Source organism: Cupriavidus sp. 05T313 (assembly GCF_056396665.1).
On record NZ_JBFTLX010000053.1, the window covers coordinates 1 to 25,538 of the forward strand.

21 protein-coding genes are annotated in these 25,538 nt (G+C 65.9%); 12 read left to right on the top strand and 9 right to left on the bottom strand.

Translation table 11 applies throughout. The features are described 5' to 3' along the window. Both AC1DKD_RS14600 and AC1DKD_RS14605 read left to right on the top strand, forming a co-directional pair. On the top strand, positions 1-675 hold a 675-nt coding region (locus tag AC1DKD_RS14600), incomplete at its 5' end, for a 3-hydroxyacyl-CoA dehydrogenase family protein (RefSeq protein ID WP_477143391.1). Between the two features lie 454 nt (positions 676-1,129). Beyond that, positions 1,130-2,674 carry a methyl-accepting chemotaxis protein gene (locus AC1DKD_RS14605; protein WP_441630687.1) on the top strand — a complete coding sequence of 515 codons (1,545 nt, stop codon included), beginning with the start codon at positions 1,130-1,132 and terminating at the stop codon, positions 2,672-2,674. 58 nt (positions 2,675-2,732) lie between these two features. Here AC1DKD_RS14605 and AC1DKD_RS14610 read toward each other — a convergent pair whose 3' ends face one another. Continuing rightward, positions 2,733-3,401: a Crp/Fnr family transcriptional regulator gene (locus AC1DKD_RS14610; RefSeq protein WP_477143392.1), complete on the bottom strand. Its 669-nt coding sequence runs from the start codon at positions 3,399-3,401 to the stop codon at positions 2,733-2,735. Positions 3,402-3,638: 237 nt separating this feature from the next. Here AC1DKD_RS14610 and AC1DKD_RS14615 point away from each other — a divergent pair, with 237 nt between their 5' ends. The 7 genes from AC1DKD_RS14615 to AC1DKD_RS14645 all read left to right on the top strand — a co-directional run bounded on the left by AC1DKD_RS14615 (position 3,639) and on the right by AC1DKD_RS14645 (position 12,268). After that, the gene (locus tag AC1DKD_RS14615; protein ID WP_441630691.1) at positions 3,639-5,609 is read left to right on the top strand and encodes an AMP-dependent synthetase/ligase; all 1,971 of its coding nucleotides are present in this window, start codon (positions 3,639-3,641) and stop codon (positions 5,607-5,609) included. Between the two features lie 14 nt (positions 5,610-5,623). Then, positions 5,624-6,535, top strand: coding sequence for an ABC transporter ATP-binding protein (locus AC1DKD_RS14620; RefSeq protein WP_035875775.1), 912 nt, complete (start codon positions 5,624-5,626; stop codon positions 6,533-6,535). 36 nt (positions 6,536-6,571) lie between these two features. After that, entirely contained in the window at positions 6,572-7,486 is a 915-nt protein-coding gene (locus AC1DKD_RS14625; protein ID WP_035875777.1) for a branched-chain amino acid ABC transporter permease, read from the top strand. A gap of 26 nt (positions 7,487-7,512) precedes the next feature. After that, positions 7,513-8,589, top strand: coding sequence for a branched-chain amino acid ABC transporter permease (locus tag AC1DKD_RS14630; protein WP_035875779.1), 1,077 nt, complete (start codon positions 7,513-7,515; stop codon positions 8,587-8,589). Between the two features lie 96 nt (positions 8,590-8,685). Continuing rightward, on the top strand, positions 8,686-10,020 hold the full coding sequence (locus tag AC1DKD_RS14635; protein WP_441630695.1) for an ABC transporter substrate-binding protein: 1,335 nt from the start codon (positions 8,686-8,688) through the stop codon (positions 10,018-10,020). Between the two features lie 94 nt (positions 10,021-10,114). Beyond that, on the top strand, positions 10,115-10,930 hold the full coding sequence (locus AC1DKD_RS14640; RefSeq protein ID WP_441630697.1) for an ABC transporter ATP-binding protein: 816 nt from the start codon (positions 10,115-10,117) through the stop codon (positions 10,928-10,930). A gap of 87 nt (positions 10,931-11,017) precedes the next feature. After that, on the top strand, positions 11,018-12,268 hold the full coding sequence (locus AC1DKD_RS14645; protein ID WP_441630699.1) for a phenylacetate--CoA ligase family protein: 1,251 nt from the start codon (positions 11,018-11,020) through the stop codon (positions 12,266-12,268). On the opposite strand, the gene AC1DKD_RS14650 is transcribed toward AC1DKD_RS14645, so the two are convergent. The 7 genes from AC1DKD_RS14650 to AC1DKD_RS14680 all read right to left on the bottom strand — a co-directional run bounded on the left by AC1DKD_RS14650 (position 12,259) and on the right by AC1DKD_RS14680 (position 18,225). Next, on the bottom strand, positions 12,259-12,696 hold the full coding sequence (locus tag AC1DKD_RS14650; protein ID WP_441630701.1) for a YbaN family protein: 438 nt from the start codon (positions 12,694-12,696) through the stop codon (positions 12,259-12,261). The two genes, AC1DKD_RS14645 and AC1DKD_RS14650, sit on opposite strands and share 10 nt — an antisense overlap. Positions 12,697-12,731: 35 nt before the next feature. Then, the gene (locus AC1DKD_RS14655) at positions 12,732-13,709 is read right to left on the bottom strand and encodes an NAD(P)H-dependent flavin oxidoreductase (RefSeq protein WP_045236117.1); all 978 of its coding nucleotides are present in this window, start codon (positions 13,707-13,709) and stop codon (positions 12,732-12,734) included. 495 nt (positions 13,710-14,204) lie between these two features. Continuing rightward, a complete protein-coding gene (locus AC1DKD_RS14660; protein WP_035875791.1) occupies positions 14,205-15,398 on the bottom strand; it encodes a class I SAM-dependent rRNA methyltransferase in 1,194 nt (397 codons plus the stop codon). Positions 15,399-15,561: 163 nt separating this feature from the next. Next, complete coding sequence (locus tag AC1DKD_RS14665; RefSeq protein ID WP_045236115.1) at positions 15,562-15,867, bottom strand: YbeD family protein; 306 nt, start codon at positions 15,865-15,867, stop codon at positions 15,562-15,564. A 16-nt stretch (positions 15,868-15,883) separates the two neighbouring features. Beyond that, positions 15,884-17,092 (bottom strand): D-alanyl-D-alanine carboxypeptidase family protein, encoded by a 1,209-nt coding sequence (locus AC1DKD_RS14670; RefSeq protein WP_441630706.1) that lies wholly within the window; start codon positions 17,090-17,092, stop codon positions 15,884-15,886. A 72-nt stretch (positions 17,093-17,164) separates the two neighbouring features. Beyond that, positions 17,165-17,809 carry an alpha/beta hydrolase gene (locus AC1DKD_RS14675; protein ID WP_441630708.1) on the bottom strand — a complete coding sequence of 215 codons (645 nt, stop codon included), beginning with the start codon at positions 17,807-17,809 and terminating at the stop codon, positions 17,165-17,167. Between the two features lie 95 nt (positions 17,810-17,904). Beyond that, complete coding sequence (locus tag AC1DKD_RS14680) at positions 17,905-18,225, bottom strand: (2Fe-2S) ferredoxin domain-containing protein (RefSeq protein ID WP_035875798.1); 321 nt, start codon at positions 18,223-18,225, stop codon at positions 17,905-17,907. A 415-nt stretch (positions 18,226-18,640) separates the two neighbouring features. On the opposite strand from AC1DKD_RS14680, the gene AC1DKD_RS14685 reads away from it, so the two are divergent. The 3 genes from AC1DKD_RS14685 (at position 18,641) to AC1DKD_RS14695 (ending at position 23,332) form a co-directional block, all read left to right on the top strand. After that, positions 18,641-19,939, top strand: a complete 1,299-nt coding sequence (locus AC1DKD_RS14685; protein WP_441630710.1) for a dicarboxylate/amino acid:cation symporter — start codon at positions 18,641-18,643, stop codon at positions 19,937-19,939. 82 nt (positions 19,940-20,021) lie between these two features. Continuing rightward, positions 20,022-22,007, top strand: a complete 1,986-nt coding sequence (locus tag AC1DKD_RS14690; protein WP_477103635.1) for a sensor histidine kinase — start codon at positions 20,022-20,024, stop codon at positions 22,005-22,007. Positions 22,008-22,015: 8 nt separating this feature from the next. Then, the gene (locus AC1DKD_RS14695; protein ID WP_477143393.1) at positions 22,016-23,332 is read left to right on the top strand and encodes a sigma-54-dependent transcriptional regulator; all 1,317 of its coding nucleotides are present in this window, start codon (positions 22,016-22,018) and stop codon (positions 23,330-23,332) included. A gap of 23 nt (positions 23,333-23,355) precedes the next feature. Here AC1DKD_RS14695 and AC1DKD_RS14700 read toward each other — a convergent pair whose 3' ends face one another. Beyond that, entirely contained in the window at positions 23,356-25,521 is a 2,166-nt protein-coding gene (locus tag AC1DKD_RS14700) for an ATP-dependent helicase (RefSeq protein ID WP_477143394.1), read from the bottom strand. Between the last annotated feature and the right edge of the window lie 17 nt (positions 25,522-25,538).

The window sequence follows — 25,538 nt, forward strand, 5'->3', positions numbered from 1 at the left end:
AAGGGCTCGACCGCCTATGAATCGCTCAAGGCCACCGACATCGTGATCGAAGCCGCCACCGAGAACTTCGACCTCAAGGTCAAGATCCTCAAGCAGATCGACAGCATTGTCGGCGACATCCTCAAGCAGATCGACAGCATTGTCGGCGACAACGTGATCGTGGCGTCCAATACTTCGTCGATCTCGATCACCAAGCTGGCGGCGGTCACGACCCGGCCGGGCAACTTCATCGGCATGCACTTCTTCAATCCGGTGCCGATGATGGCGCTGGTGGAACTGATCCGCGGCCTGCAGACCAGCGATGCCACGCATGCGCTGGTGGAAGAACTCTCCAAGGCGCTGGGCAAGTACCCGATCACCGTGAAGAACAACCCGGGCTTTGTGGTGAACCGGATTCTCTGCCCGATGATCAATGAAGCATTCTGCGTGCTGGGTGAAGGCCTGGCGTCGCCGGAAGAGATCGACGAAGGCATGAAGCTGGGCTGCAATCACCCCATCGGCCCGCTGGCGCTGGCCGACATGATCGGCCTGGATACGATGCTGGCGGTGATGGAGGTGCTGTACACCGAATTTGCCGACCCGAAATACCGTCCGGCCATGCTGATGCGCGAAATGGTGGCAGCGGGCTATCTCGGCCGCAAGACGGGCCGCGGCGTGTACGTCTACAGCAAGTGATATTGAAGCAGTAAGAGATGGAAAGCCCCCCTTCCACGGGGCGGGGGGAAGCTAAGAAAACTGGCAATGGAGCGATCCGTCGCCAGTTTTTTTTCGTTTGCGGAACGCCCCTGCCTGCCGGTTCTCCAGCATGTCGTGATCAATGAACCATGCCCCTTCCGGTTCCTGACGATTTGCTGTCTGCTTGAATTTTCAAACAAGAATCGGTATCAACAGGCGTTAAATAGAACGATCGTATTAAAAAATATTGTCAAGCCTTTGGCGGCGATAAAGCCAATTAACACTGAGTGGAATCAATTTCGATCCAGCTGAAACTGGGTGAATGTCTTAATTTGTCCCTAATCGCTAAAGCTTTGTATAGACATTTCCGTAAACGCTGAAATGCACTACGCGCCGCCGCAGTCGTGGCACTGCCTGTGCGTCGCGTGCTTTGGAAAACCGATGGGGAATCTTTATGCGCAACAACCAACCCGTCTCGCAGCGCGAATACGAACTGCCTGAGAATGCGACGCTGATGTCGACCACCGACACCAGCAGTCGCATTGCCTATGCCAACGCGGCCTTCGTCGATGTCAGTGGCTTCACGCGCGAGGAAATCCAGGGTCAGCCCCACAATATCGTGCGGCACCCGGATATGCCGGCCGAGGCGTTCGCCGACATGTGGGCCACGCTCAAGGGCGGCGAGCCCTGGACGGCGCTGGTAAAGAACCGGCGCAAGGACGGCGACCACTACTGGGTACGCGCCAATGCCATGCCGCTGGTGCGCAACGGCAAGCCGGTGGGGTACATGTCGGTGCGCACGCGGCCATCGCGCGAGGAGATTGACGCCGCCGCCCGGCTCTACCAGGACTTTCGCGAGGGCAGTGCGGGTCAGCGGCGTTTCCACAAGGGCCTGATCATTCAGGGCGGCTGGAAGCGGTGGGCGTCGGCCTTCAAGACCATGCCGGTGCGCTGGCGCATCCGCGGCGCCCTGGCGACCTTGCTGCCGGCCTTGGTCATTGGCGCGGCGGCGCTTGGCATGCGCGGGATGCCGCTGGCCGGCCTGAGCGGCATCGTTGCCGCCATGTTGCTGCTGGTCTCCGGCTGGCTGGAGGCGCAGATCTCGCGGCCGCTGGAGCGGGTCATGGCACAGGCCTTGCGCGTCGCGTCAGGCGAAAGCCAGCAGGTCGAGCATATGGACCGCGTGGACGAGATCGGCATGACCCTGCGCACGATCAGCCAGCTTGGCCTGATGTTCCGCTGGCTGATCGACGACGTGAGCGAGCAGGTGCTGAACGTGCAAGGCGCAAGCAGCGAGATCGCGCAGGGCAACAGCGACCTGAGTCAGCGCACCGAGCAGGCGGCATCCAACGTACAGGATACGGCGTCGTCGATGACGCAGATGACGGCCACGGTCAAGAGCAATGCCGAGACCGCGGCCCAGGCAAACGCGCTGTCCGGCTCCGCCAGCACCGAGGCGGCCAAGGGCGGCAAGGCGATGTCGCAGGTGGTGGCGACCATGGAGGAAATCAGCAGTAGCTCGAAACGGATCGCCGACATCATCGGCGTGATCGACGGCATCGCCTTCCAGACCAATATCCTTGCGCTGAATGCCGCGGTGGAAGCCGCGCGGGCGGGGGAACAGGGCAGGGGTTTCGCGGTGGTGGCCGGTGAGGTGCGCGGGCTCGCCCAGCGCAGCGCCAGCGCGGCCAAGGAGATCAAGGCGCTGATCGGCGCCAGCGTGGAAAAGGTCGACTCGGGGGCGCAACTGGTCAACGACGCCGGCCAGACCATGGACAACATCGTGGCCCAGGTCAGGCGCGTCTCCGACCTGATCGCCGGGATCAGCCTGGCTACGTCCGAGCAGAGCGCGGGCATCAGCCAGGTTGGCGATGCCATCGGCGACCTCGACCGCATCACCCAGCAGAACGCGGCGCTGGTGGAGCAGAGCGCGGCCGCCGCACAGAGCCTGAAACAGCAGGCCAACCGGCTGGTGGAGGCGGTCGGCGTATTCCGTTGATTGCGCGACAAACCGCAGCGGGTCGTGGCGCAAGGTGGCCGCGAGGGGCGCGGCGGTCCTACTCGCCGTACTGCCGCAGCCCTTCCAGGTCCAATACCTCGATCACGCCATAGTCGACCTTCACCAGTCCCTGCTGCTCCAGCACCTTGAGCGCCTGGTTGGCCCGCTGCCGCGATATGCCCGCCAGCAGGCCGATTTCTTCCTGCGAAATCTCCAACGTGGTCCCCAGGCCAGGGTACAGGTGCTCGTTGAACAGCGACGACACCGCGCGCGCCACCCGCGAATCGATATCGAGCAGCCGTTCATATTCCACGGCGGCAATGAACTGACCCAGCCGCTCGTTGAACTGCGTCAGCAGGAACCGCGTGAACGGCAGGCTGGTATCCAGCAACCACTGAAAAGTCTCGCGCGGAAGAAAAGCAATCCGCGAGCGCCGCAGCGCCATCACATCGTATTTGCGGATCTCGCCCTTGAGCACGGCGCCTTCGCCGAACCRGCCGCCGGTAGGCACACCAGTGAATGTCACCGACTTGCCGGAAGGCGACACCGTAGTGATCTTGACGATTCCTTCCAGCACCCCCAGCCAGTGCTCGGCCTTGTCACCCTTGTGACAGACGTAGTCGCCCTGGCTATATTCGCGCACGCACATGGCGCGGCGGACCACGTCGCGTTGTTCCGGACTGAGGTCGGCTGCCCACACGCAGCGGTCGACAAAATCGTTGAGCATGAGCTGGAAAACCTTCCCGTAGGGATTAACCCGGAATTGTCATCGGCGTGACAACCGGGGGAAATGGCATGCACTATCTTACGATCACACCAACCGCGAGTGCGCGCCAGGACAAGGCACGAAGGACTTGTTGCGCTGCGGCAGAATCCGCGCCGGGCAGAACAGGCCAAGTATAACCAGCGGAAGCAGGCTTGACACCGGTGGCGGATCCCCGCCTCGGAGGGACAGGAGACAGCGATGCAGGAACCGTCGGCGACGACCTTCCCGCGCCTGCTGCTTGCGCATGCGCAGCAGCGGCCGGAAAGCCCGGCTTACCGCGAGAAGGATCTCGGAATCTGGCAAACCTATAGTTGGGCGCAGACCGCGCAGGAGGTTCGTGCGCTGGCGTGCGGACTGGCCGCGCTGGGCTTTGCGCGCGGCATGAACCTGGCGGTGGTCGGCGACAACCGGCCGCGCCTGTACTGGGCCATGTGCGCGGCGCAGGCACTGGGTGGCGTGCCCGTGCCGCTGTACCAGGACGCGATCGCGGGCGAGATGATCTACGTGCTCAACGATGCCGAGATCGATTTTGCCATCGTCGAGGACCAGGAGCAGGTGGACAAGCTGCTCGAAGTGGAGGAGCAACTCGCCGCGCAGGGCCGCAAGGTGCGGCACATCATCTATGAAGACCCGCGCGGGCTGCGCGACTACGATCATCCGGCGCTGATGTCGTACCAGCGCGTGCAGGAAATCGGCCGTGAATTCGATCGCGCCAATCCGGGCCTGTTTGATCAGGCCGTTGCCGCGGGCGCGCCCGACGACACCGCCATCATCCTCTATACCTCCGGCACCACCGGCAAGCCCAAGGGTGTGTGCCATTCGCACCACGGCCTGATCGGCTCGGCGCGCAACGGCTGCGCTTTCGACGGCCTGACCGCGAAGGACGATGTGCTGTCCTACCTGCCGATGGCGTGGGTCGGCGACAACCTGTTCTCCTACGCGCAGGCCATGACGGCGGGCTTTACGGTGAATTGCCCGGAATCGCGCGAGACGGTGATGACCGACCTGCGCGAGATCGGTCCCACCTATTACTTCGCGCCGCCGCGCATCTATGAAAACCTGCTCACGCAGGTGATGATCCGCATGGAAGACGCGGGCTGGATCAAGCGCAAGCTGTTCCACTGGGCGATGGGCGTGGCGCGCCGCTGCGGCACCGACATCCTCGACGGGAAGCCGGTGGCGCTGGCCGACCGGCTGCGCTACGCCGCGGGCGAAGCGCTGATCTTCGGGCCGCTGCGCAATGTGCTGGGCATGAGCCGCATCCGCGTGGGCTACACGGCGGGCGAAGCGATCGGGCCGGACCTGTTCCGCTTCTATCGTTCGATCGGCGTCAATCTCAAGCAGTTCTACGGCCAGACTGAAACCTGCGCCTATGTCTGCCTGCAGCCGGACGGCAACGTCAAGTTCGATTCGGTAGGGCCGGCCGCGCCGGGCATGGAGATCCGCATTGCCGACAACGGCGAGGTGCTGGTGCGTGGCGTGGGGCTGCTGAAGGCTTACTACAAGCGCGACGATGCCACCCGTGAGGCGATCAACGACGATGGTTACTTCATGACCGGCGACGCGGGCGTGATCGATGCCGACGGCCATCTCAAGATCATCGACCGCGCCAAGGATGTGGGCAAGTTGTCGGACGGCGCCATGTTCGCGCCCAAGTACATCGAGAACAAGCTCAAGTTCTTCCAGTACATCAAGGAAGCGGTGGCATTCGGCACTGGCCGCGACAGCGTGTGCGCTTTCATCAATATCGATTTCGAAGCGGTCGGCAACTGGGCCGAGCGGCGCCACCTGGCGTACGCGGGCTACATCGATCTTGCCGCGCAGCCGGAAGTGATCGCCATGATCGCCGAGTGCGTCGAGCAGGTGAATGCCGATCTCGCCACCGATGCCATGCTGGCCGGCTCGCAGATCTCGCGTTTCCTGATCCTGCACAAGGAACTGGATCCCGACGATGACGAGCTCACGCGCACCCGCAAGGTGCGGCGTGGCTTCATCGCCGAGAAGTACGGCGTGCTGGTCGAGGCGCTGTACGCCGGCAAGACGGAGCAGTTTATCGAGACGCGCGTGAAGTTCGAGGATGGCCGCGAGGGCAGTGTATCGGCCACGCTGAAGCTGGTTGACGTGAAGCGCATCCCGCCGGCCTCCGCCGGCGCGGCACGCGCGGCATGAGCAGGGGCGGGAGGATGACGCAAATGGCATGGAAAGGCGTAGAGCGCGGCGGCGACGGCCAGCCGGTGTGGAGCGGTGCGTCCGCGGTGGCGGGAGCCACGGCGGAGCTGCAAGGCGGTGTGCAGGCCGAGCATGCGCAGGCGCAGGCGCGGCAGGCCGGCGAAGTGATACTCGACCTGCAGCATATCTCGCTGTCCTTCGGTGGCGTGAAGGCGCTGACCGATATCTCCTTCGATGTGCGCGAGCATGAGATCCGCGCCATCATCGGGCCCAACGGCGCGGGCAAGAGCTCGATGCTCAATGTGATCAACGGGGTCTATCACCCGCAGCAGGGCCGCATCGTGTTCCGCGGCGAGGAACGGCGCAAGATGCATCCCACCGCCGCGGCCCGTCAGGGCATCGCGCGCACCTTCCAGAACATCGCGCTGTTCAAGGGCATGACCGTGCTCGACAACATCATGACGGGGCGCAATACCCGGTTCCGCAGCGGCCTGTTGGCCAATGCGCTGTGGTGGGGCCCCGCGCGCAACGAGGAAATGCGCCACCGTCAGAAGGTCGAAGAGGTGATCGACTTTCTTGAAATCCAGGCCATCCGCAAGACGCCGGTGGGACGCCTGCCCTACGGTTTGCAAAAGCGTGTGGAGCTGGCGCGCGCGCTGGCGGCCGAGCCCTCCATGCTGCTGCTCGATGAGCCGATGGCAGGCATGAACGTGGAGGAGAAGCAGGACATGTGCCGCTTCATCCTGGACGTGAACCACCAGTTCGGCACCACCATCGTGCTGATCGAACACGATATGGGCGTGGTGATGGATATCTCCGACCGCGTGGTGGTGCTCGACTACGGCAAGAAGATCGGCGACGGCACGCCGGAGGCGGTAAAGGCCAACCCGGACGTGATCCGCGCCTACCTCGGCGCCGGTCACTGACACAGACGCAACGCACGGAACGATACAAGGATAACCATGACGTTCTTCTTTGAAATCCTGATCGGCGGCCTGTTGTCGGGATTGATGTACTCGCTGGTGGCGCTGGGCTTCGTGCTGATCTACAAGGCGTCGGGCGTATTCAATTTCGCGCAGGGCGCGATGGTCTACTTCGCCGCGCTGGCGGTGGTCGGGCTGATGGACAAGGGCCTGCCGATGTGGGCGGCGGTGATCGGCGCGTTTGGCGTGATGGTGGTGGTGGGCATCAGCACCGAACGCCTGGTGTTGCGCAAGCTGGTCAACCAGCCGCCGATCACGCTGTTCATGGCGACCATCGGGCTGTCCTTCTTCCTCGAAGGACTGGGGCCGCTGCTGTTCGGCAATGAAGTCCGCCCGATCAACCTTGGCATCGTCGACGAGCCGATCGAATCCATCCTGACGCGCTTCAATATCGTGGTGTCCAAGTTCGACCTGGCGGCGGCGGGCATCGCCGGCCTGCTGGTGGGCACGCTGGCCCTGTTCTTCCAGTACACCAAGGTGGGCCGCGCGCTGCGYGCCGTGGCTGACGATCACCAGGCCGCGTTGTCGCTGGGGATTCCGCTGCAGCATATCTGGGCCATCGTGTGGGGCGTGGCGGGCTTCGTCGCGCTGGTGGCCGGCATGCTGTGGGGCTCGCGCAATGGCGTGCAGTTCGCGCTGACGCTGACGGCGCTCAAGGCGCTGCCGGTGCTGATCCTCGGCGGCTTTACCTCGGTGCCGGGCGCCATCGTCGGTGGCCTGATCATCGGTGCCTCGGAGAAGCTCGCCGAGATCTACATCCCGCCCGTTTTTCAGTCCGCCTTCGGGGGCAACTTCGGTGGCATCGAGGGCTGGTTCCCGTACGTGTTTGCGCTGTTGTTCCTGCTGGTGCGGCCCGAGGGGCTGTTCGGTGAGAAACATATCGATCGTGTCTGACCGGCCTTTGCCCCAGGAGACAACCCATGTTCTACCGTGAATCCGGCCAGTTCAAGACCAGCTACCTGGCCGACAGCCAGATCTTCCCCATCCGCCAGGACCGCATCGGCTTTGCGGTGCTGATGGCGGTGGCCTTCATCGCGATTCCCCTGACCGGTTCGGAATACTGGTTCTCGGCCATCCTGATCCCGTTCCTGATCTTCGCGCTGGCCGCGCTCGGGCTGAATATCCTGACCGGCTACGCGGGACAGCTCTCGCTCGGCACGGCGGCCTTCATGGCCGTGGGCGCCTATGCCGCCTACAACTTCCAGTTGCGCATCGAAGGGCTGCCGGTGCTGCTGACCTTCATCCTCGCGGGATTGTCGGCGGCGCTGGTGGGTGTCGCCTTCGGGCTGCCGTCGCTGCGCATCAAGGGCTTCTACCTCGCTGTCGCGACGCTTGCCGCGCAGTTCTTCGTGGTGTGGGCGCTGACCAAGTTTCCCTGGTTCTCCAACAACAGTTCCTCCGGCGTGATCACCGCGCAGCAACTGAACCTGTTCGGCATCGCCATCGACACCCCGGTAAAGAAGTATCTGTTCGTGCTGATGCTGGTGACGGTGCTGGCCATCGCCGCCAAGAACATGGTGCGCTCGTCCACCGGGCGCGCATGGATGTCGGTGCGCGACATGGACGTGGCGGCCGAGGTGATCGGCATTCCGCTGATGCGCACCAAGCTGCTGGCCTTCGCCGTCAGCTCGTTCTACTGCGGCGTGGCCGGCGCGCTCTATGCGTTCTGCTACCTGGGCTCGGTCGAACCCGACGGCTTCTCGCTCGACCTGTCCTTCCGCGTGCTGTTCATGATCATCATCGGCGGCGTGGGCAGCATCCTCGGCTCCTTCCTGGGCGCGGCCTTTATCCTGTTGCTGCCGATCTTCCTGGACAACGCGCTGCCGCCGCTGGCCGCGTTGCTGCACCTGCCTTTTACCAATGCCGCGGTGTCGCATATCCAGTTGATGGTGTTCGGCGCGCTGATCATCTTCTTCCTGGTCGTGGAGCCGCACGGTCTCGCGCGGCTGTGGCAGATCGCCAAGGAGAAGCTGCGGCTGTGGCCATTCCCCCATTAAGTACCAACGCACTGACGCTTTGACGTTTTCCAGGCCGGATCAAACAAACGGGTATTCGATAACAAACACACACCTGCCAAGGTGAAGGAGACAGTCATGACCATCCTGATTCGCAATCTGCAGCGCATTGCCCTGGCGGTGGGAGCGTCCGCGGCGCTGCTGGCGCCGCTGGCGGTGCAGGCGCAAAGCGGCGAGCAGTTCATCGCATTGCCCAGCTATCGCGTCGGCCCTTATGGCGCCAACGGACAGTCCTTCTACGGCGGCTTCGTCGACTACCTTAACTACGTCAACCTCAAGGAAGGCGGCGTGAATGGCGTCAAGCTCTCATGGGAAGAGTGCGAGACGGAGTACAACAACGCCAAGGGCGTGGAGTGCTATGAGCGGCTCAAGAGCAAGAGCGCCGCCAGCAAGGGCACCGCGTATCACACCATGTCGACCGGCATTTCCTACGCGCTGGTGGACAAGACCGCGGCCGACAAGGTGCCGCTGGTCATGATGGGCTATGGCCGTACCGATGCGGTCGACGGCTCGGTGTTCCCCTATGCCTTCCCGTTGGTCACCACCTACCAGATGCAGGTCTCGGCCATCGTCAAGTACCTGGCCTCCAAGAGCGGCGGCTCGCTGGCGGGCAAGAAGATCGTCTACCTGTATCACGACTCGGCCTATGGCAAGGAGCCGATCGTGGCGCTGGAGGCCGAAGCCAAGCTCGGCAAGTTCAACCTCGTCGAGATCCCGGTGGCGCACCCCGGCAACGAGCAGGGCGCGCAGTGGCTGAAGATCCGCCAGGAGAATCCCGACTACGTGATCTTCTGGGGCTGGGGCGTGATGAACCAGACCGCGCTCAAGGCCGCGCAGAAGGTGGGCTTCGCACGCGACAAGATGGTCGGCTCCTGGTGGGCTGGCTCCGAGGAAGACACCTTGCCCGCCGGTGACGCAGCCAAGGGCTATATGAGCGCGACCTGGAACGTGGCCGGCAAGGCCGTGCCGGTGATCGCCGATATCGACAAGGTGGTCTACGGCGCCGGCAAGGGCAATATGCAGGACCGCAACAAGGTCGGCTCGGTGCTCTACAACCGCGGCGTGTCCGCCGCGGTGGTGACGGTGGAAGCGATCCGCGTGGCGCAGGCCAAGTATGGCAAGGGCAAGGTCATGAGCGGCGATGACATGCGCTGGGCCTTCGAGAACCTGAACCTGACCAACGCGCGACTTGCCCAACTGGGCGCGACCGGCCTGCTGCCGGAGATCAAGACCAGCTGCGACAACCACGAGGGTTCGGGCAAGGTGAAGATCCAGCAGTGGGATGGCACCAAGTGGGTGGTGGTGTCGGACTGGATCGAAGGCAACAAGAACCTGATCCATCCGCTGTTCAAGGCGAGTGCCGCGCAGTTCGCGAAAGAGAAGGGCATTTCGCCTACGTGCATGAAGTCTTGAGCGGGCGCCGCGAGGCGTTTGTTGTTGACTCCGCTCTCCCGCGCACGGGGGAGCGGGGATGAAGCCAGCCAGGAACCACCAACCGAGCCGCATCATGAGCCTGTTGTCCGTCAACAATATCGAAGTCATCTACGACCACGTCATCCTGGTGCTCAAGGGCGTTTCGCTCGACGTGCCGGAAGGGCGGATCGTGGCGCTGCTGGGCGCCAACGGCGCGGGCAAGACCACCACGCTCAAGGCCATCTCCAACCTGCTGCATGCCGAGCGCGGCGACGTCACCAAGGGCTCGATCGAATATCGCGGCAACCGGGTCGACCGGCTCACGCCCAACGAGCTGGTCAAGCGCGGCGTCATCCAGGTGATGGAAGGGAGGCATTGCTTTGCCCACCTGACGCTGGAAGAAAACCTGCTGACCGGCGCCTATACGCGCGGCCTGTCGCGCAGCGAGACGCGCGATGCGCTGGAACGCATCTACGCGTACTTTCCCCGCCTGAAGACGCGCCGCAAATCGCAGGCGGGCTACACCTCCGGCGGCGAGCAGCAGATGTGCGCGATCGGCCGGGCCATGATGGCCAAGCCCAGCATGATCCTGCTCGACGAGCCGTCGATGGGCCTGGCGCCGCAGATCGTCGAGGAGATCTTCGAGATCGTGCGCGACCTCAACCAGCGCGAGAAGGTCAGTTTCCTGCTGGCCGAGCAGAACACCATGGTGGCGCTGCGCTATGCCGACTACGGCTACATCCTGGAGAACGGCCGCGTGGTGATGGATGGCGCGGCCGAGGCGTTGCGCACCAATGAGGATGTGAAGGAGTTCTACCTGGGCGTGGCGGCGAACGACGGCGAGGGCGGCGGGCGGAGTTCTTTCCGCGACGTGAAAAGCTATCGCCGCCGCAAGCGCTGGCTGGCCTGAGAAGGGCACTCGGTCTTAAACACAACGCCGATCGGTGAGCGCTGCCTCACGCGGTTCATCACGCGACTACTACGCGAACTACGCACCATGTCCGAACACTTCGATTCGCTCGAAACCCGTGCCCCTGAAGTCCGCTCGCAGGCCTTGCTGGCGGCCTTGTCGCGGCAGGTCGCGCATGCCAAGGCGCATGCCCCCTATTTTGCCGAGGTCTTGCGCGATGTGGATCCGCTCGCGCTGGATTCCCGCGCGGCGCTGGCGGCACTGCCGGTGACGCGCAAGTCCGAGCTGACGGCGCGGCAGAAGGCGATGCCGCCGCTGGGCGGGCTCAATGCGACCCCGCTGGGGGGCTTGCGGCATATCTTCCAGTCGCCGGGGCCGATCAACGAGCCGGACGGGCACGACGCCGACTGGTGGCGCATCGCGCGCGCCATGTTCGCGGCGGGCTTCCGTTCTGGCGATCTGGTCTACAACACCTTCTCCTATCACTTCACGCCAGCCGGCATGATGATGGAAACCGGTGCCCATCGCCTGGGTTGCTGCGTGTTTCCCGCCGGCGTGGGCCAGACCGAATCACAGGTGCAGGCGCTGGCCAGCCTGCAGCCGGCGGCCTACGCGGGCACACCATCGTTTCTCAGGCTGCTGCTGGAGAAAGGCGACGAACTCGGCCTGCCTTGCCGCAGCCTGGGCAAGGCGCTGGTGTCCGGCGAGGCGCTGCCGCCCTCGCTGCGCGCGTGGTTCGGCGAGCGCGGCATCCGGGTGCAGCAGATGTATGGCAGCGCCGATGTGGGCCTGATTGCCTATGAGACTCAGGGCGGCGATGGCTGGGTGGTGGACGAGAACGTGCTGGTCGAGATCGTCGAGCCGGGTGGCACGCAGCCGATGCCGGAGGGCGAGACCGGCGAGGTGGTGGTGACCGTGCTCGGCAACGGCGACTATCCGCTGATCCGCTTTGGCACGGGCGACCTGTCGGCGTTCGTGGCCGGTTCGGGCGAGCGCGCCAGCCCGTGCGGGCGAACCAACCTGCGCCTGAAGGGCTGGCTTGGACGCGCCGACCAGACTACCAAGGTCAAGGGCATGTTCGTGCATCCCGGCCAGGTGGGCGAGGTGGTGCGGCGCCATCCCGAGGTGCGCGCCGCGCGCCTGGTGGTGACGGGCAGCGTTGGCGCCGACGTGATGACCCTGCATTGCGATGCCACCCGCGAGGATGCGAGCCTGGGMCAGGCCATCGGCGAATCGCTGCGCGAAGTCATGCGCCTGCGTGGCGAAGTGCGCTTCGTGGCAGCGGGTTCGCTGCCGCAGGATGGCAAGGTGATCGAGGACGCGCGCAGCTACGACTGAGCGCGATCGCCAGTTTGTTCGGGCGGCGCAGCATGGCCGCCCGGTGGGCGCGTCGGCAGCCATAGCAGCCACGCGCTGACGGCCGCCGCGGTGGCAACCAGCGCCAGCGACGCCAGCGGGCGCTCGCGCATCAGCCACGCGGTGATGCCCATCGACGGCCACATCATCCCGATGGCCAGGCACTTGGCACGCAGCGGCACGCTGCGGTGCACCTGCCAGTCATGCACCAGCGGGCCGAAGCGCGGATGCGCCAGCAGCCGTGCGTGAAAGCGCTCCGAGCCGCGCGCGAAGCAGGCGGCGGCCAGCAGCACGAACGGCGTGGTCGGCAGCACCGGCAGGAAGATGCCGGCAATGCCCAGCAGCAGGCTGAGCATGCCAAGCACCACCCATATCGCGCGCAGCGCCCGCTGCCTGCGGCCGAGGGTCATGCCGGCTGCGGCGGTGCCGGGCGGGGGCATTGCGCTCAGACCGCCAGTCCCAGGCGGGCGCGGGCCTCGTTGTACTCGGCCTTCATGCGCGCCACGATTTCGCCGGCGGTGGGGATGTCGTGGATCTGGCCCACGCCCTGGCCGGCACCCCACACGTCCTTCCATGCCTTGGCCTTGGAGGCGCCGCTGGAGAAGTCCATCTTGGTCTTGTCGGCCACGGGCAGGTTCTCGGGATCCAGCCCCGACGCCTCGATGCTCTCGCGGATGTAGTTGCCGTGCACGCCGGTGAACAGGTTGGTGTAGATGATGTCGGCCGCGGCGGAGGTGGTGATCGACTGCTTGTAGGTCTCGCTGGCGTGGGCTTCCTGCGAGGCGATGAAACGGGTGCCCACATAGGCGAAGTCCGCCCCCATGGCCTGCGCGGCCAGCACGGATTCGCCGTTGGCGATCGAGCCCGACAGCGCGATCACGCCGTCGAAGATCTTGCGCACTTCGCCCACCAGCGCGAACGGCGACAGCGTGCCGGCATGCCCGCCGGCGCCGGCCGCTACCAGGATCAGGCCGTCCACGCCGGCCTCGATCGCCTTCTCGGCGTGGCGGATGCTGATGACGTCGTGCAGCACGATGCCGCCATAACTGTGCACCGCGTCGATCATCTCCTTGGGCGGCGCGCGCAGCGAGGTGATGAAGATCGGCACCTTGTGGTCCACGCACACCTTGATGTCGTGCTCCAGCCGCGCGTTCGAGACGTGCACGATCTGGTTGACCGCGATGGGTCCCACCGGCTTGTCCGGATTGGCGGCGCGGAAGCTGGCGAGTTCTTCTTCCATCTGCGTGAGCCACTCGCCCAGCATCTCGGCCGGGCGCGCGTTCAGCGCGGGGAAGGAACCGACGATGCCGGCCTTGCACTGCGCCAGCACCAGCTCGGGGTAGCTGACGATGAACATCGGCGAGGAAATCACGGGCAGCGCCAGGTTTTGCAGGACCTGGGGCAGTTGTTTGGCGGCGGGCATGGCGTCTCCTGGACCACGTACGGGCGCCGGTGGCGCCCTGGATATGAACGATCGTTCGATTATAGGGAGTTTCGGCTTGCGGGCGTTAGAAGGGGCAATCTACGCCGGGGCGATCGCTCTCTCTTCACCATAGACGACCGGCGGCATTGGCGAAGCCGGGCGGCCTGGCCATGGCGGCACTGGACGCAGCCACTTGGCGGATGCACATGGCGTGCCCTGTGATGTCCTTCCGTTGACGGCTCATCGCTTCGTCGCCGACAAACGGCGGGAGCAAAAAAAACCCCGCTACGCCGCGGGGCCAACTACCACGAAGACTGATAGGAAGAGGCGGAAGGGCACCTGCCAATGCCGCGTCCGCACACCGGACTATAGATGGCGTTTGTGACGAACCAAAGACGCTCGCGTGAAGTCGGGATGACCGTTGCGCGCGCCTGGCCTGCCGATGAAAAACGGCGCACTCGGGCGCCGTTCGTCCTTGGCCGAGGCGGCCGGATTTCAGATCTTTTCCAGCAGGAGGCCCTTGAGATACTCGCCTTCGGGGAAGGCGGCCAGCATCGGGTGATCGGTGCCGGCCGAGAGGCGGCGCAGGATGCGCGCGTCGGCACGGGCGTCGGTAGCCGCGCCAGCCACGATCTTCTGGAACAGCTCCATGCTGATCGCACCCGAGCACGAATAGGTGAACAGCAGGCCGCCCGGACGCAGCAACTGCAGGCCGACCAGGTTGATTTCCTTGTAGGCGCGTGCGGCGCGGTCGATGTGCTGGGCGGAGGGCGCGAACTTGGGCGGGTCCAGCACCACCAGGTCGAACTGGCGGCCTTCGGCGCGGAACTGGCGCAGCGACTTGAATACATCGGCATCGAGCCAGGTCGCGCGCTCGGGGTCGAAGCCATTCAGGGTGACGTTGCCAGCGGCGGTCTTGAGTGCTTCGCCGGAGGAGTCGATCGAGGTCACCGCGGTGGCGCCGCCACGCAGCGCCGCCAGCGAGAAGCCGCCGGTGTAGCAGAAGCAGTTGAGTACCTCGCGGCCGTTGGCGAGGTCGCCCACCAGCTTGCGGTTGTCGCGCTGGTCGACATAGAAGCCGGTCTTGTGGCCGCTGCGCACGTCCACGTAGTAGCGCACGCCGTGTTCGGTCACGCTGAGTTCAGGATCGGGTTCGGCGCCAGCCAGCACACCTGTCACCAGCGGCAGGCCTTCGCGTTCGCGCACGGCGGCGTCGGAGCGCTCGTACACGTTGGGGCAGCCGGTTTCCTTGACCAGCGCCTGCACCAGCGCGTCCTTCCAGGCTTCGACCCCGGCGGCGTTGAACTGGCACACCAGCTGGCCGTTCGCGCCGCTGCCGTAGTAGTCGACGATCAGTCCAGGCAGGCGGTCGGCCTCACCGAACACCAGGCGCACCGCGTCGCTGTCCCTGACCCACTGCTTGCGATGGGCGACGGCGGCGGAGACGCGCCGCTTGAACATGGCGTGATCGACCGGCTCGCTTTCGTCGAAGCTCCACACCCGCACGCGAATCTGGGAGCTGGGGCTGTAGGCCCCGCGCGCCAGGAAGCGGCCGTCGGCGGCGCGCACGATCACGGTGCTGCCGGATTCACAACGGCCTTCGATGGTGTCCACGCCGGTCGCATAGACCCAGGGGTGGCGGCGCAGCAGGGATTTTTCCTTGCCGGGCTTGAGGGTGATGGTGTTCATGGTTTGTTGTTTTTGGCGCCAGACGAAGCCGGGCGGATAGGCCAACCCGGTCCGAAGTGCCTGATTGTTGTTACCCCCTCACCCCTCAGGGGGAGAGGGGCGCCACGCAGTGCATGGCGGGAGGATTGCGGCAAGCTGGCCGGCCGCTACACCGTCCAACCGCTTACAGCACCACCTTCACCATCGGGTGGGAAGTCAGCGCGCGGTACAGGTCGTCGAGCTGTTCGCGGCTGGTGACCCATACCGTGACGGTCAGGCCGAGGTAGTTGCCCTTGCTCGAGGGACGCATTTCCATCTTGCCGGCGTGGAAGTCGGGATCGAAGCCCTGCACCAGCGTCACGATGGCTTCGGCGAAGCCATCCTGCATGCTTCCCATCACCTTGATGGGGAAATGGCTGGGATACTCGATCAGCGACTCGCGCGGCGGGACGTTGCCCGGCTTGCCCTGGTCGGAATTGTCGTTGCTCATTTCAAGGCCCTCCAGCTTACTTGCGCTTGAACCACAGGCGGATGGTATCCCACAGGCGGCCGAAGAAGCCTGCCTCGGGCACGTCTTCCAGCGCCACCACCGGGAATTCGGCCACCTTGGTGGCGCCGTCCATCAGCTTGACTGTGCCGACCTGCTGGCCGGCCGCGATCGGGGCCAGCAGCAGTTCCTGGCGTTCCAGCACCGGCTTGATGCGGCCGCCCGTGCCCTTGGGCACGGTGATGTACGTTTCGTCCTTGACGCCGATCTTGACGGTGGATTCCTTGCCCTTGTAGATCTCCGGCGTGGCCAGCACCTGCCCGCGGTCGTACAGGCGCAGGGTGTCGAAGAACTGGAAGCCGTAGTTGAGGATCTTCAGGCTTTCCTGCGTGCGGACCGCTTCGGTGGTGGTACCGATCACGATCGAGACCAGGCGGCGCGAACCGTTCGGCACATTGGCCAGCGGACGCTTGGCCGAGGAGATCAGGCAGTAGCCGGCCGACTTGGTGTGGCCCGTCTTGACGCCGTCCACGGTCGGGTCGATGTAGAGCAGGCGGTTGCGGTTGGGCTGGCGGATCTTGTTGTAGGTGAATTCCTTCTGCGAGTACATGCTGTAGTACTCGGGGAAGTCCTTGATGATGCGCGTGGTCAGCGTGGCCAGATCCATGGCCGTGGTGTAGTGGTTCGGGTCGGGGATGCCGTCGGTGTTGGTGAAGTGGGTGTTCTTCATCCCCAGTTGCTGGGCTTCGCGATTCATCATCGCCACGAAGCCTTCCTCCGAGCCGCCGACCGCTTCGGCCAGCGCCAGCGCGGCGTCGTTGCCCGACTGCACGATCAGGCCCAGCAGCAGGTCGCGCACGCTCACCGGCTTGTTGGGCTCCAGGAACATGCGCGATTCGTCGCTCTTGACCTTCAGGACCAGCGTGGTCGGCACCACGGTCTGGTCGATCGTGAGGCGCTTTTCCTTGATAGCGGCAAACGCCAGGTAGGCGGTCATCAGCTTGGTCAGCGAGGCCGGCTCGATGCGCGCGTCGGCGTTCTGCGAAGCCAGGGCCTGGCCGCTGGTGACGTCGTACAGCATCCAGGACTTGGCCGCGACCTGCGGCATCGGCACGCCCTGGGCGCGCACGGGCGCCGCGGGAAGTACCGTGGCCGCGCCGACGATGGCGGCGGTGACGATGGCGGACGTGTTGGCGGACGCGAAAAGCGGCGTGGCTCTATTCAACATGTTTCAGTTTCCGACAAAAAAAAGGGGCGGGGAATGCATCCGGTGACATGGCGGGGCGGCGCGCCGCTCCCGTCACTGGTCCCACGCATTGACGACGAGCTGCTTGATCAGGTGCAGCTTGCGATGAAAGAAGTGGTCGGCGCCGGGGATCACGATCACCGGCAGTTCCTGCGGGCGGGCCCAGTCGAACACGCTTGCCAGCGGTACGGTGTCATCCTGCTCGCCGTGTATGACGATGGTGTCGGCCGGCACCGTGGCCACTTCCCAGCGGCTGGCGGCGGTCCCCACCATGACCAGGCGCTGCGCCGGCGTGCCGGCCTCGGCCAGGCGCCGGGCCACATGGCTTGCCACGAAGCTGCCGAAGGAGAAACCGCCCAGCGCCAGCGGCAGCGTGGCGGCATCCGGCGACCACGCGGCCTGGGTGCGCATCCAGGCAATCACCGCCAGCAGGTCGTCCTGCTCGCCCACGCCGTTGTCGTGGCTGCCCGCGGTGCCGCCGACGCCACGGAAGTTCGGCCGCACGGTGGCGTATCCCAGCTGCACGAAACTGCGCGCCAGCGTTTGCGCCACCTTGTTGTCCTTGGTGCCACCAAACAGCGGATGCGGATGGGCCACCAGCGCGAGGCCGCGCGGGGCGCCGGCCTGGGGCAGGTCGACCGAAATGTCGATGGCGCCGGCTGGGCCGGCAACGGTAAGTACCTGGGTATGCGCGTTCATGGAAACAGGAAGCGGGTGACTGGCTAAAGCGCGGCTGCGCCCGGGGTTCAGCGGCTTATCGGTTCAGCGTATCTGCGTATCTGCGTGGCCGCCGGTCAGCGATCAAGCATCAGGCGTTCGACCGGCTTGCCGCCCACCAGATGGCTGTCGATGATTTCGTCGATGTCCTGCTCGTCGACGAAGGTGTACCAGACGGCCTCGGGATAGACCACCAGCACCGGCCCGAGTTCACAACGGTTCAGGCAGCCAGCCTTGTTGATGCGCACCCGCCCTTCGCCGCCGCTGATGCCGAGCGCCTTGCAGCGCTTCTTGGCGTATTCCTGCATGGCCTTCGCATTGTGGTCAGCGCAGCAGGCGCCGCCATCCTCGCGCTGGTTGAGGCAGAAGAAAACATGGTGCTCGTAGTAGCTGCTCATGCGTGGTGGGCGTTCGGCGGCTTGCGGCACCGCAAGGCAAAGGTGCCCCGGGCGCGCGCCGGCCGCTAGGGAATGGGTGGAAGGGCTGAATTATACGGTGTGAAGCGGGGCGGTTCGACGCTTTGGGCCCCGGCTTCGATGCCGCGGGCGCGGTGCCGCCGGCATGGGTGGCGTAGCGCGCACCCGCGCGGGCGGGATCGTCCGGATCCCCGGACGCGCATTTTCCGGATTTCCGGAAAGCCGGAGTGAACGCGCGGCCGCTTTGCCAGCTTCCTTTTGAAATCAGGGGCTTGGCGCGGCGTGGCGGGCTGGCACGGCGGTTGCGATTAGTAAGGCAGACGCGTTCCATTTGCAGGGCGCGCGAACCTGCCGCCGCTGCGGCGGCGGGCACGGTCAAAATACCGAGGACGACATCATGAGGAAACCCTTCTACAAGATCCTGTACGTGCAGGTGCTATTCGCCATCGCGGTGGGCATCGTGCTCGGGCACTTCTGGCCCGCTACGGGCATTGCAATGAAGCCGCTGGGCGACGGCTTCATCAAGCTGATCAAGATGATCATCGGGCCGATCATCTTCTGTACCGTGGTGTCCGGCATCGCCGGCATGCGCGACATGAAGAAGGTGGGCCGCGTGGGCGGCAAGGCGCTGCTGTACTTCGAGGTGATCTCCACCTTCGCGCTGCTCATCGGCCTGCTGTCCGCGCACATACTGAAGCCGGGCGTCGGATTCAACATTGATCCGGCCACGCTCGACACCAAGGCGATCTCGCAATACGTGACGCAGGCGCACGGCCAGAGCACGGTCGAGTTCTTCATGCACATCATCCCGGACACGATGGTCAGCGCGTTCGCCAACGGCGACATCCTGCAGATCCTGCTGATTTCGCTGTTCTTCGGCTCGGCGCTGGCGGCGATGGGCGACCGCTCGAAGATTGTGTTCGACTTCGTCGAACAGGTATCCAAGGTGTTCTTCCACATCGTGCATGTGATCACCAAGGTGGCGCCGCTTGGCGCGTTCGGCGCGATGGCCTTCACCATCGGCAAGTACGGTCTCGGTTCGCTGGTGCCGCTGCTCAAGCTGATCGGCACCTTCTACTTCACCGCGATCGTCTTCGTGGTGGTGGTGCTGGGTACGGTGGCGCGCCTGACGGGTTTCAACATCTTCCGCTTCATCGCCTACATCAAGGAAGAACTGCTGATCGTACTGGGCACCAGCTCGTCGGAAGCCGCGCTGCCGCACCTGATGGAAAAGCTGGAAAACCTGGGCTGCTCCAAATCGGTGGTGGGGCTGGTGGTGCCCACGGGTTACTCCTTCAACCTGGATGGCACCAACATCTACATGACCATGGCGGTGCTCTTCATCGCCCAGGCCACCGGCATCGAGCTCACGCTGCTGCAGCAGCTCACCGTCCTGGGCGTGGCGATGATCACCTCCAAGGGCGCCAGCGGCGTGACCGGCTCCGGCTTCATCACGCTGGCCGCCACGCTGGCGGTGGTGCCGGATATTCCGGTGGCGGGCATGGTGCTGATCCTGGGCATCGACCGCTTCATGAGCGAATGCCGCGCGCTGACCAATATCATCGGCAACGGTGTGGCGACGGTGGTCATGTCGGCGTGGGAGCATGAACTTGACCGCGTGCAGCTTGACCGCGCGCTACGCCGTGGCGGCGATGAAACGGCCGAACTTGCCGAAGCCGGCTCCGGCGTCCGCTGAGGTCCGGGCCTCCGGGGCGGCGGCGCCAGCCGGCGCCGCCCGCCAGCGGGTATCATCGGCGCGTGTCCCTTCGCATGCGCCGATGCCACATTCCGACGATTTCCTCGCCGTGCATGATCCCGCTTCCGCCCGCCTGGTGCATACGCCGGGCGATGGCGGCGGAAGCTGGCGAGGCTTTGTGGCGGCGCTGGCCATCGGCCTGCTGGCGCTGTGCTCGCTGACCTGGCTGGTTTCGGTGCAGCGCGGCGTCGATGGCCTGCAACAGACCACGGCGACCCGCGCCGACCGCTACGCGGCCACGCTGGAAAGCACGCTCGACCGCTACGAGTTCCTTCCCGCGCTGGTCTCGCTTCATCCTTTCGTTCACGACCTGCTGGCCGCGCCCACCGATCCCGCGCGGGTGGCGGCGGCCAACCGCTACCTGTCCGACGTCAATCGCCGCGCGCGCGCTTCGGCCACCTATGTGATCGCCGCCAACGGCGTGGCGCTGGCCGCCAGCAACCATGACCAGCCGGGCAGTTTCGTTGGCACCGACTATCGTTTTCGCCCCTATTTCCAGATCGCCTCGCGCGGGGAGGTCGGGCGCTTCTACGCCATCGGCATCACCAGCGACGAACCCGGCTATTACATCGCCCAGCCCGTGAAGGTGGGCAGCCGGGTGGTGGGCGTGACCGTGGTCAAGCTCAACCTGGAGTGGTTCCAGCGCGCGGGCGCCGGCGGCGCCGAGCCGGTGATGGTGAGCGACGACCACGGCGTGGTTTTTCTCTCATCGGTTCCGGCCTGGCAATACCGCACGCTGCGGCCGCTGCCGCCCGAGTTGCAGTCGGAGCTGGACCGCACGCGCCAGTACCACGACCAGGCGGTCAAGCCGCTGCCGCTGGAGGCGCTGCAATCGCCGGTCACGCGCTGGCTCGGCCATACGGTGCTGGGCGAGGGCGCGCGGCTGGTGCGCATCGGCACAGGCGGCAGCGCCGAGCGTTACCTCGAGATCAGCCGCAAGGTGGGCCCGGCCGACTGGACCATGCAGGTGATGGCCTCGCTGGACCCGGTGCTGGCGAGCGCGCGCAATGCCACCGTGGGCGCGGCGCTGGCCTATGCCTGCATGTGCCTGCTGCTGTTCAACTGGCGCCAGCGCCGCCAGCGCGCGCGCGACATCGAATACGGCAGGCGCTTGCTCGAAGCCGCTTACGACGAACTCGAGCGGCGCGTGGAGGCGCGCACGGCTGACCTGATGGCCATCAACGAGCAACTGGAAGCCGAAGTGGCCGAACGCACGCGCGCCGAGGGCGAACTGCGCGCGGCACAGGACGAACTGGTGCAGGCCAGCAAGCTGGCGGCGCTGGGCCAGATGGCGGCGGGCATCACCCATGAGCTGAACCAGCCGCTGGCGGCCCTGCGCACCTTTTCCGACAACACCCGCGTGCTGCTGGAGCGCGGCAAGCTCGATGCGGTGACCGACAACCTGGCCGCCATTGCCGATCTCACGGCACGCATGGGCAAGATCACCGGGCAGCTCAAGCTGTTCGCCGGCAAGGCGCGCCAGCGCCGCCACGCGGTGCATGTGCGCGCCGCGCTGGATCACGTGCTGGCGCTGATGGCGCCGCGGCTCGCTCACGTCACGCTAAGGGTGGAGGGCTTGTCGCAACCGCCCGGGCCTGCGGTGTGGGCCGACGAGCTCAAGCTCGAGCAAGTGCTGCTCAACCTCATCGGTAACGCGCTGGATGCGCTGGCCACCGCTGCGCCGGACGCGCCGTGCGTGGAAGTGGCGGTCAGCGAGCACGGCGACACCGTCAGCATCGCGGTGCGCGACAACGGCACCGGCATTCCCGTCGACGTCTTGCCCAGGCTGTTCGAGCCCTTCTTCACCACCAAGGAAATCGGCCAGGGCCTCGGCCTTGGACTGGCCATCTCGACCTCCATCGTGCGCGAGTTCGGCGGCCAGCTGAGCGCGGCCGGCCGGCCGGATGGCGGCGCCGAATTCGTGGTGGTGCTGCGGCGTGCACCTGCGCCCGATGGTGGCGCGCCCCGCGCGGAGCCAAGATCCACCTCTCCCACCCATACTGAGTGAGCATCGCCATGCAAGACGGATTGCGTGTCCTGTTCGTCGAAGACGAACCCCTGGTACGCCAGGCTACCGCGCAGAGCCTGGAACTGGCTGGCTTCTCCGTGCTGGCGCTGCCTTCGGCCGAAGCCGCCATGCCGCACCTGTCGCCGGAATTCCCCGGCGTGCTGGTGACGGACGTGCGGCTCACCGGCGCCAGCGGCCTGGACCTGTTGCAGCACTGCCGCAACGCGGCACCGGGCGTACCCGTGATCCTGGTCACCGGCCACGGCGACATCACCATGGCGGTGCAGGCCATGCGCGAAGGCGCCTACGACTTTATCGAGAAACCCTTCGGTGCCGACCGCCTGACCGAGACCGTGCGCCGCGCGCTGGAACGGCGCGCGCTCGAACTGGAAAACCTCGCCCTGCGGCGCGAGCTGGCCGGCCCGGCCGCGGGCACCCGTATCATCGGGCGCTCTCCTGCCATCGAGCAGGTGCGCATGCTGGTGGCCAACGTGGCCGCCACCGACGTGCCGGTGATGATCAACGGCGAGACCGGCACCGGCAAGGAGTTGGTGGCGCGCAGCCTGCATGCCTTGTCGCCGCGGCATCACGCACCGTTCGTCGCGCTGAATTGCGGCGCGGTGCCGGAGGCCATTTTCGAGAGCGAGATGTTCGGCCATGAGGCGGGCGCTTTCACCGGCGCCGGCAAGCGCCGCGTGGGCAAGCTCGAGCATGCCTCCGGCGGCACGCTGTTCCTCGACGAAATCGAGAGCATGCCGCTGGCGCTGCAGGTCAAGCTGCTGCGCGTGCTGCAGGAGGGCACGCTGGAGCGGCTCGGGTCCAATGCATCGATCGCAATCGATGTGCGCATCGTGGCGGCGGCAAAGGGGGATATGGAGGCGCTGGTGGCGCAAGGCACGTTCCGCCAGGATCTCTACTACCGGCTCAATGTCGTCACCATCCCGCTGCCSCCGCTGCGCGASCGSCGCGAGGAYATCGTGCCGCTGTTCGAGCACTTCATGCTGGTGGCGGCSGTGCGCTACCAGCGCCCCGCGCCSATCCTCTCCGAGCTGCAGCGCCAGGCGCTGATGCAGCGCGCCTGGCCCGGCAATGTGCGCGAGTTGCGCAACGCCGCCGACCGTCTGGTGCTGGGCGTGCCCGAGGGCGGCACGCGCGCCGATGCGCTCGACGACTCCACGCCGCTCAAGGAGCGCATGGAACACTACGAGCGTGCTGTCATCGCCGATACGCTGGCGCGCACCGGCGGCGCGGTCAGCCAGGCCGCGGACCTGCTGCAGGTTGGCAAGGCCACGCTGTACGACAAGATCAAGCGCTACGGGTTGTAGGGCAGCTTGCCGTCAACGGCAGCTCAACGCCACATATCCCGCATGCGCCCGGCCAGGTCGAGCCTGGGCAACGGCGCCCTGGCTGGCGCGTCCGCGACCGGCGGGGGCGGCGGCCAGGCGCGGCTGTGGAACAGCGGCATCACCCGGTTGGGCAGGAAGCGCGTGCGCGAAGCGTAGACGTGGCGATCCCCATAGCCGGTCTGCTGGTGCACATAGAAGCGCTGCGGCACCACGATGTCGAGGTGGTCGCGGGCGCGGGTCATCGCCACATACAGCAGGCGGCGCTCTTCCTCGATTTCCTCGGTGGTGCCGGTGGCCAGGTCCGAAGGCATGCAGCCGTCGACGGCGTTGAGCACGTAGACCGCCTTCCATTCCTGGCCCTTGGCCGAGTGGATGGTCGACAGGATCAGGTAATCCTCGTCGCGCAGCGGCACGCCGGATTCGTCGCTCGACGCAYCCGGCGGGTCGAGCGTGAGTTCGGTCAGGAAGCGCTCGCGCGAGGCGTAGGTGGCGGCGATTCGTTCCAGTTGCTGGAGATCGGCCGCGCGCGCGGGAGCGTCGTCGTGCAGGCGTTCCAGATGCGGCTGGTACCACGCCACCACCTGCTCGAAGGCCGAGGGCCACGGCGCGGCCGGCGCCATCAGGCTGCGCGCCAGCGCCAGCAGATCGGGCCACGCCTCGGCGGCGGCCGGCGGTGCCTCGAAGGATTCCAGCGCGAACAGCGGCTCGGTGGCGATTTCCACCGCGTCCAGCGCGCGCGCGGCGGTTTTTGGTCCCACGCCGGGCAATAGCTGCAGGCTGCGGAAGCCCGCCATGCGGTCGCGCGGATTTTCCAGCCAGCGCACGACCGCCAGCACATCCTTTACGTGCGTGGATTCCAGGAATTTCAGGCCGCCGAACTTGACGAAGGGGATGTTGCGCCGGACCAGCTCGATCTCGAGCTGCGCGCTGTGGTCGGCGGCGCGGAACAGCACGGCCTGCGACAGCAGCGCCAGCCCGGCCTCGCGCCGCGCCAGGATCTGCTCGACCACGTAGCGGGCCTGGTCCGCTTCATCGTTGACCACGACGATCTCCGGTTTCTCGGCCGAGCCGCGCTCCGACCACAGGTCCTTGGTATAGCGTTCGGCCGCGAGGCCGATCACCGCATTGGCGCCGGCCAGGATAGGCTGGGTCGAGCGGTAGTTCTGCGACAGCGTGACCATGTCCGCGGCCGGTGTGAACTGTCCGGGGAAATCGAGGATGTTGCGCACCGTGGCGCCACGGAAGGCATAGATCGACTGGGCATCGTCACCCACCACGGTCAGGCCGCGTCCGTCGGGCTTGAGCGCGAGCAGGATGGCGGCCTGCAGCGCATTGGTGTCTTGGTATTCGTCCACCAGCACATGGTCGAAGCGCGCGCCCATGTCCTGCGCCAGCACGGGTTCGGCCAAGGCCTGCGCCCAGTAGAGCAGCAGGTCGTCGTAGTCGAGCACCTGCTGCTTCTGCTTGGCTTCCACATAGCCGGCGAACAGCCCGCGCAGCGCATCCGTCCACATGGCATAGCGCGGGAACCATTGCTTGAGCACGTCTTCCAGCGGGGCCTGCGTGTTGACCACGCGCGAGTAGATCGACAGGCAGGTTTCCTTGCGCGGGAAACGCGAGGCCTGCGCGGACAGGCCGAGGTCATGGCGTACCACATTCATCAGGTCGGCGGCATCGCCGCGATCGCAGATGGTGAAGCTGGGCGACAGGCCGAGCGTCTCGGCGTACTCGCGCAACAGGCGCGCGCCGATGGCGTGGAAGGTGCCCGACCACGTCAGCGCGGCGCGGCCCGCGCCGGAGGTCTGCATGCCGAGCGCCTGGTCCACGATGCGCTCGACCCGCCGCCCCATCTCCGACGCCGCGCGGCGCGAGAACGTCAGCAGCAGGATGCGGCGCGGATCGGCGCCGCCCAGCACCAGGTGCGCGACCCGGTGCGCCAGCGTSTTGGTCTTGCCCGAGCCGGCGCCGGCGATGATCAGCAGCGGCGCGGCGGGCTCGTGGGTCACGGCCGCGCGCTGTTCCGGGTTCAGGGTGGACAGGTAGGCGGGCGTGGCGCAGGCATCCTGCCTGTTGGCGGGTGCATCGCAAAGCACGGCGCTGGGATCGGGATCGAGTAACACGGCAGGGGCCTTTGGGGATGCCGGGCGTGCAAGTGCGCTGGCCGGCATGGGCGGGGAAAACTGCC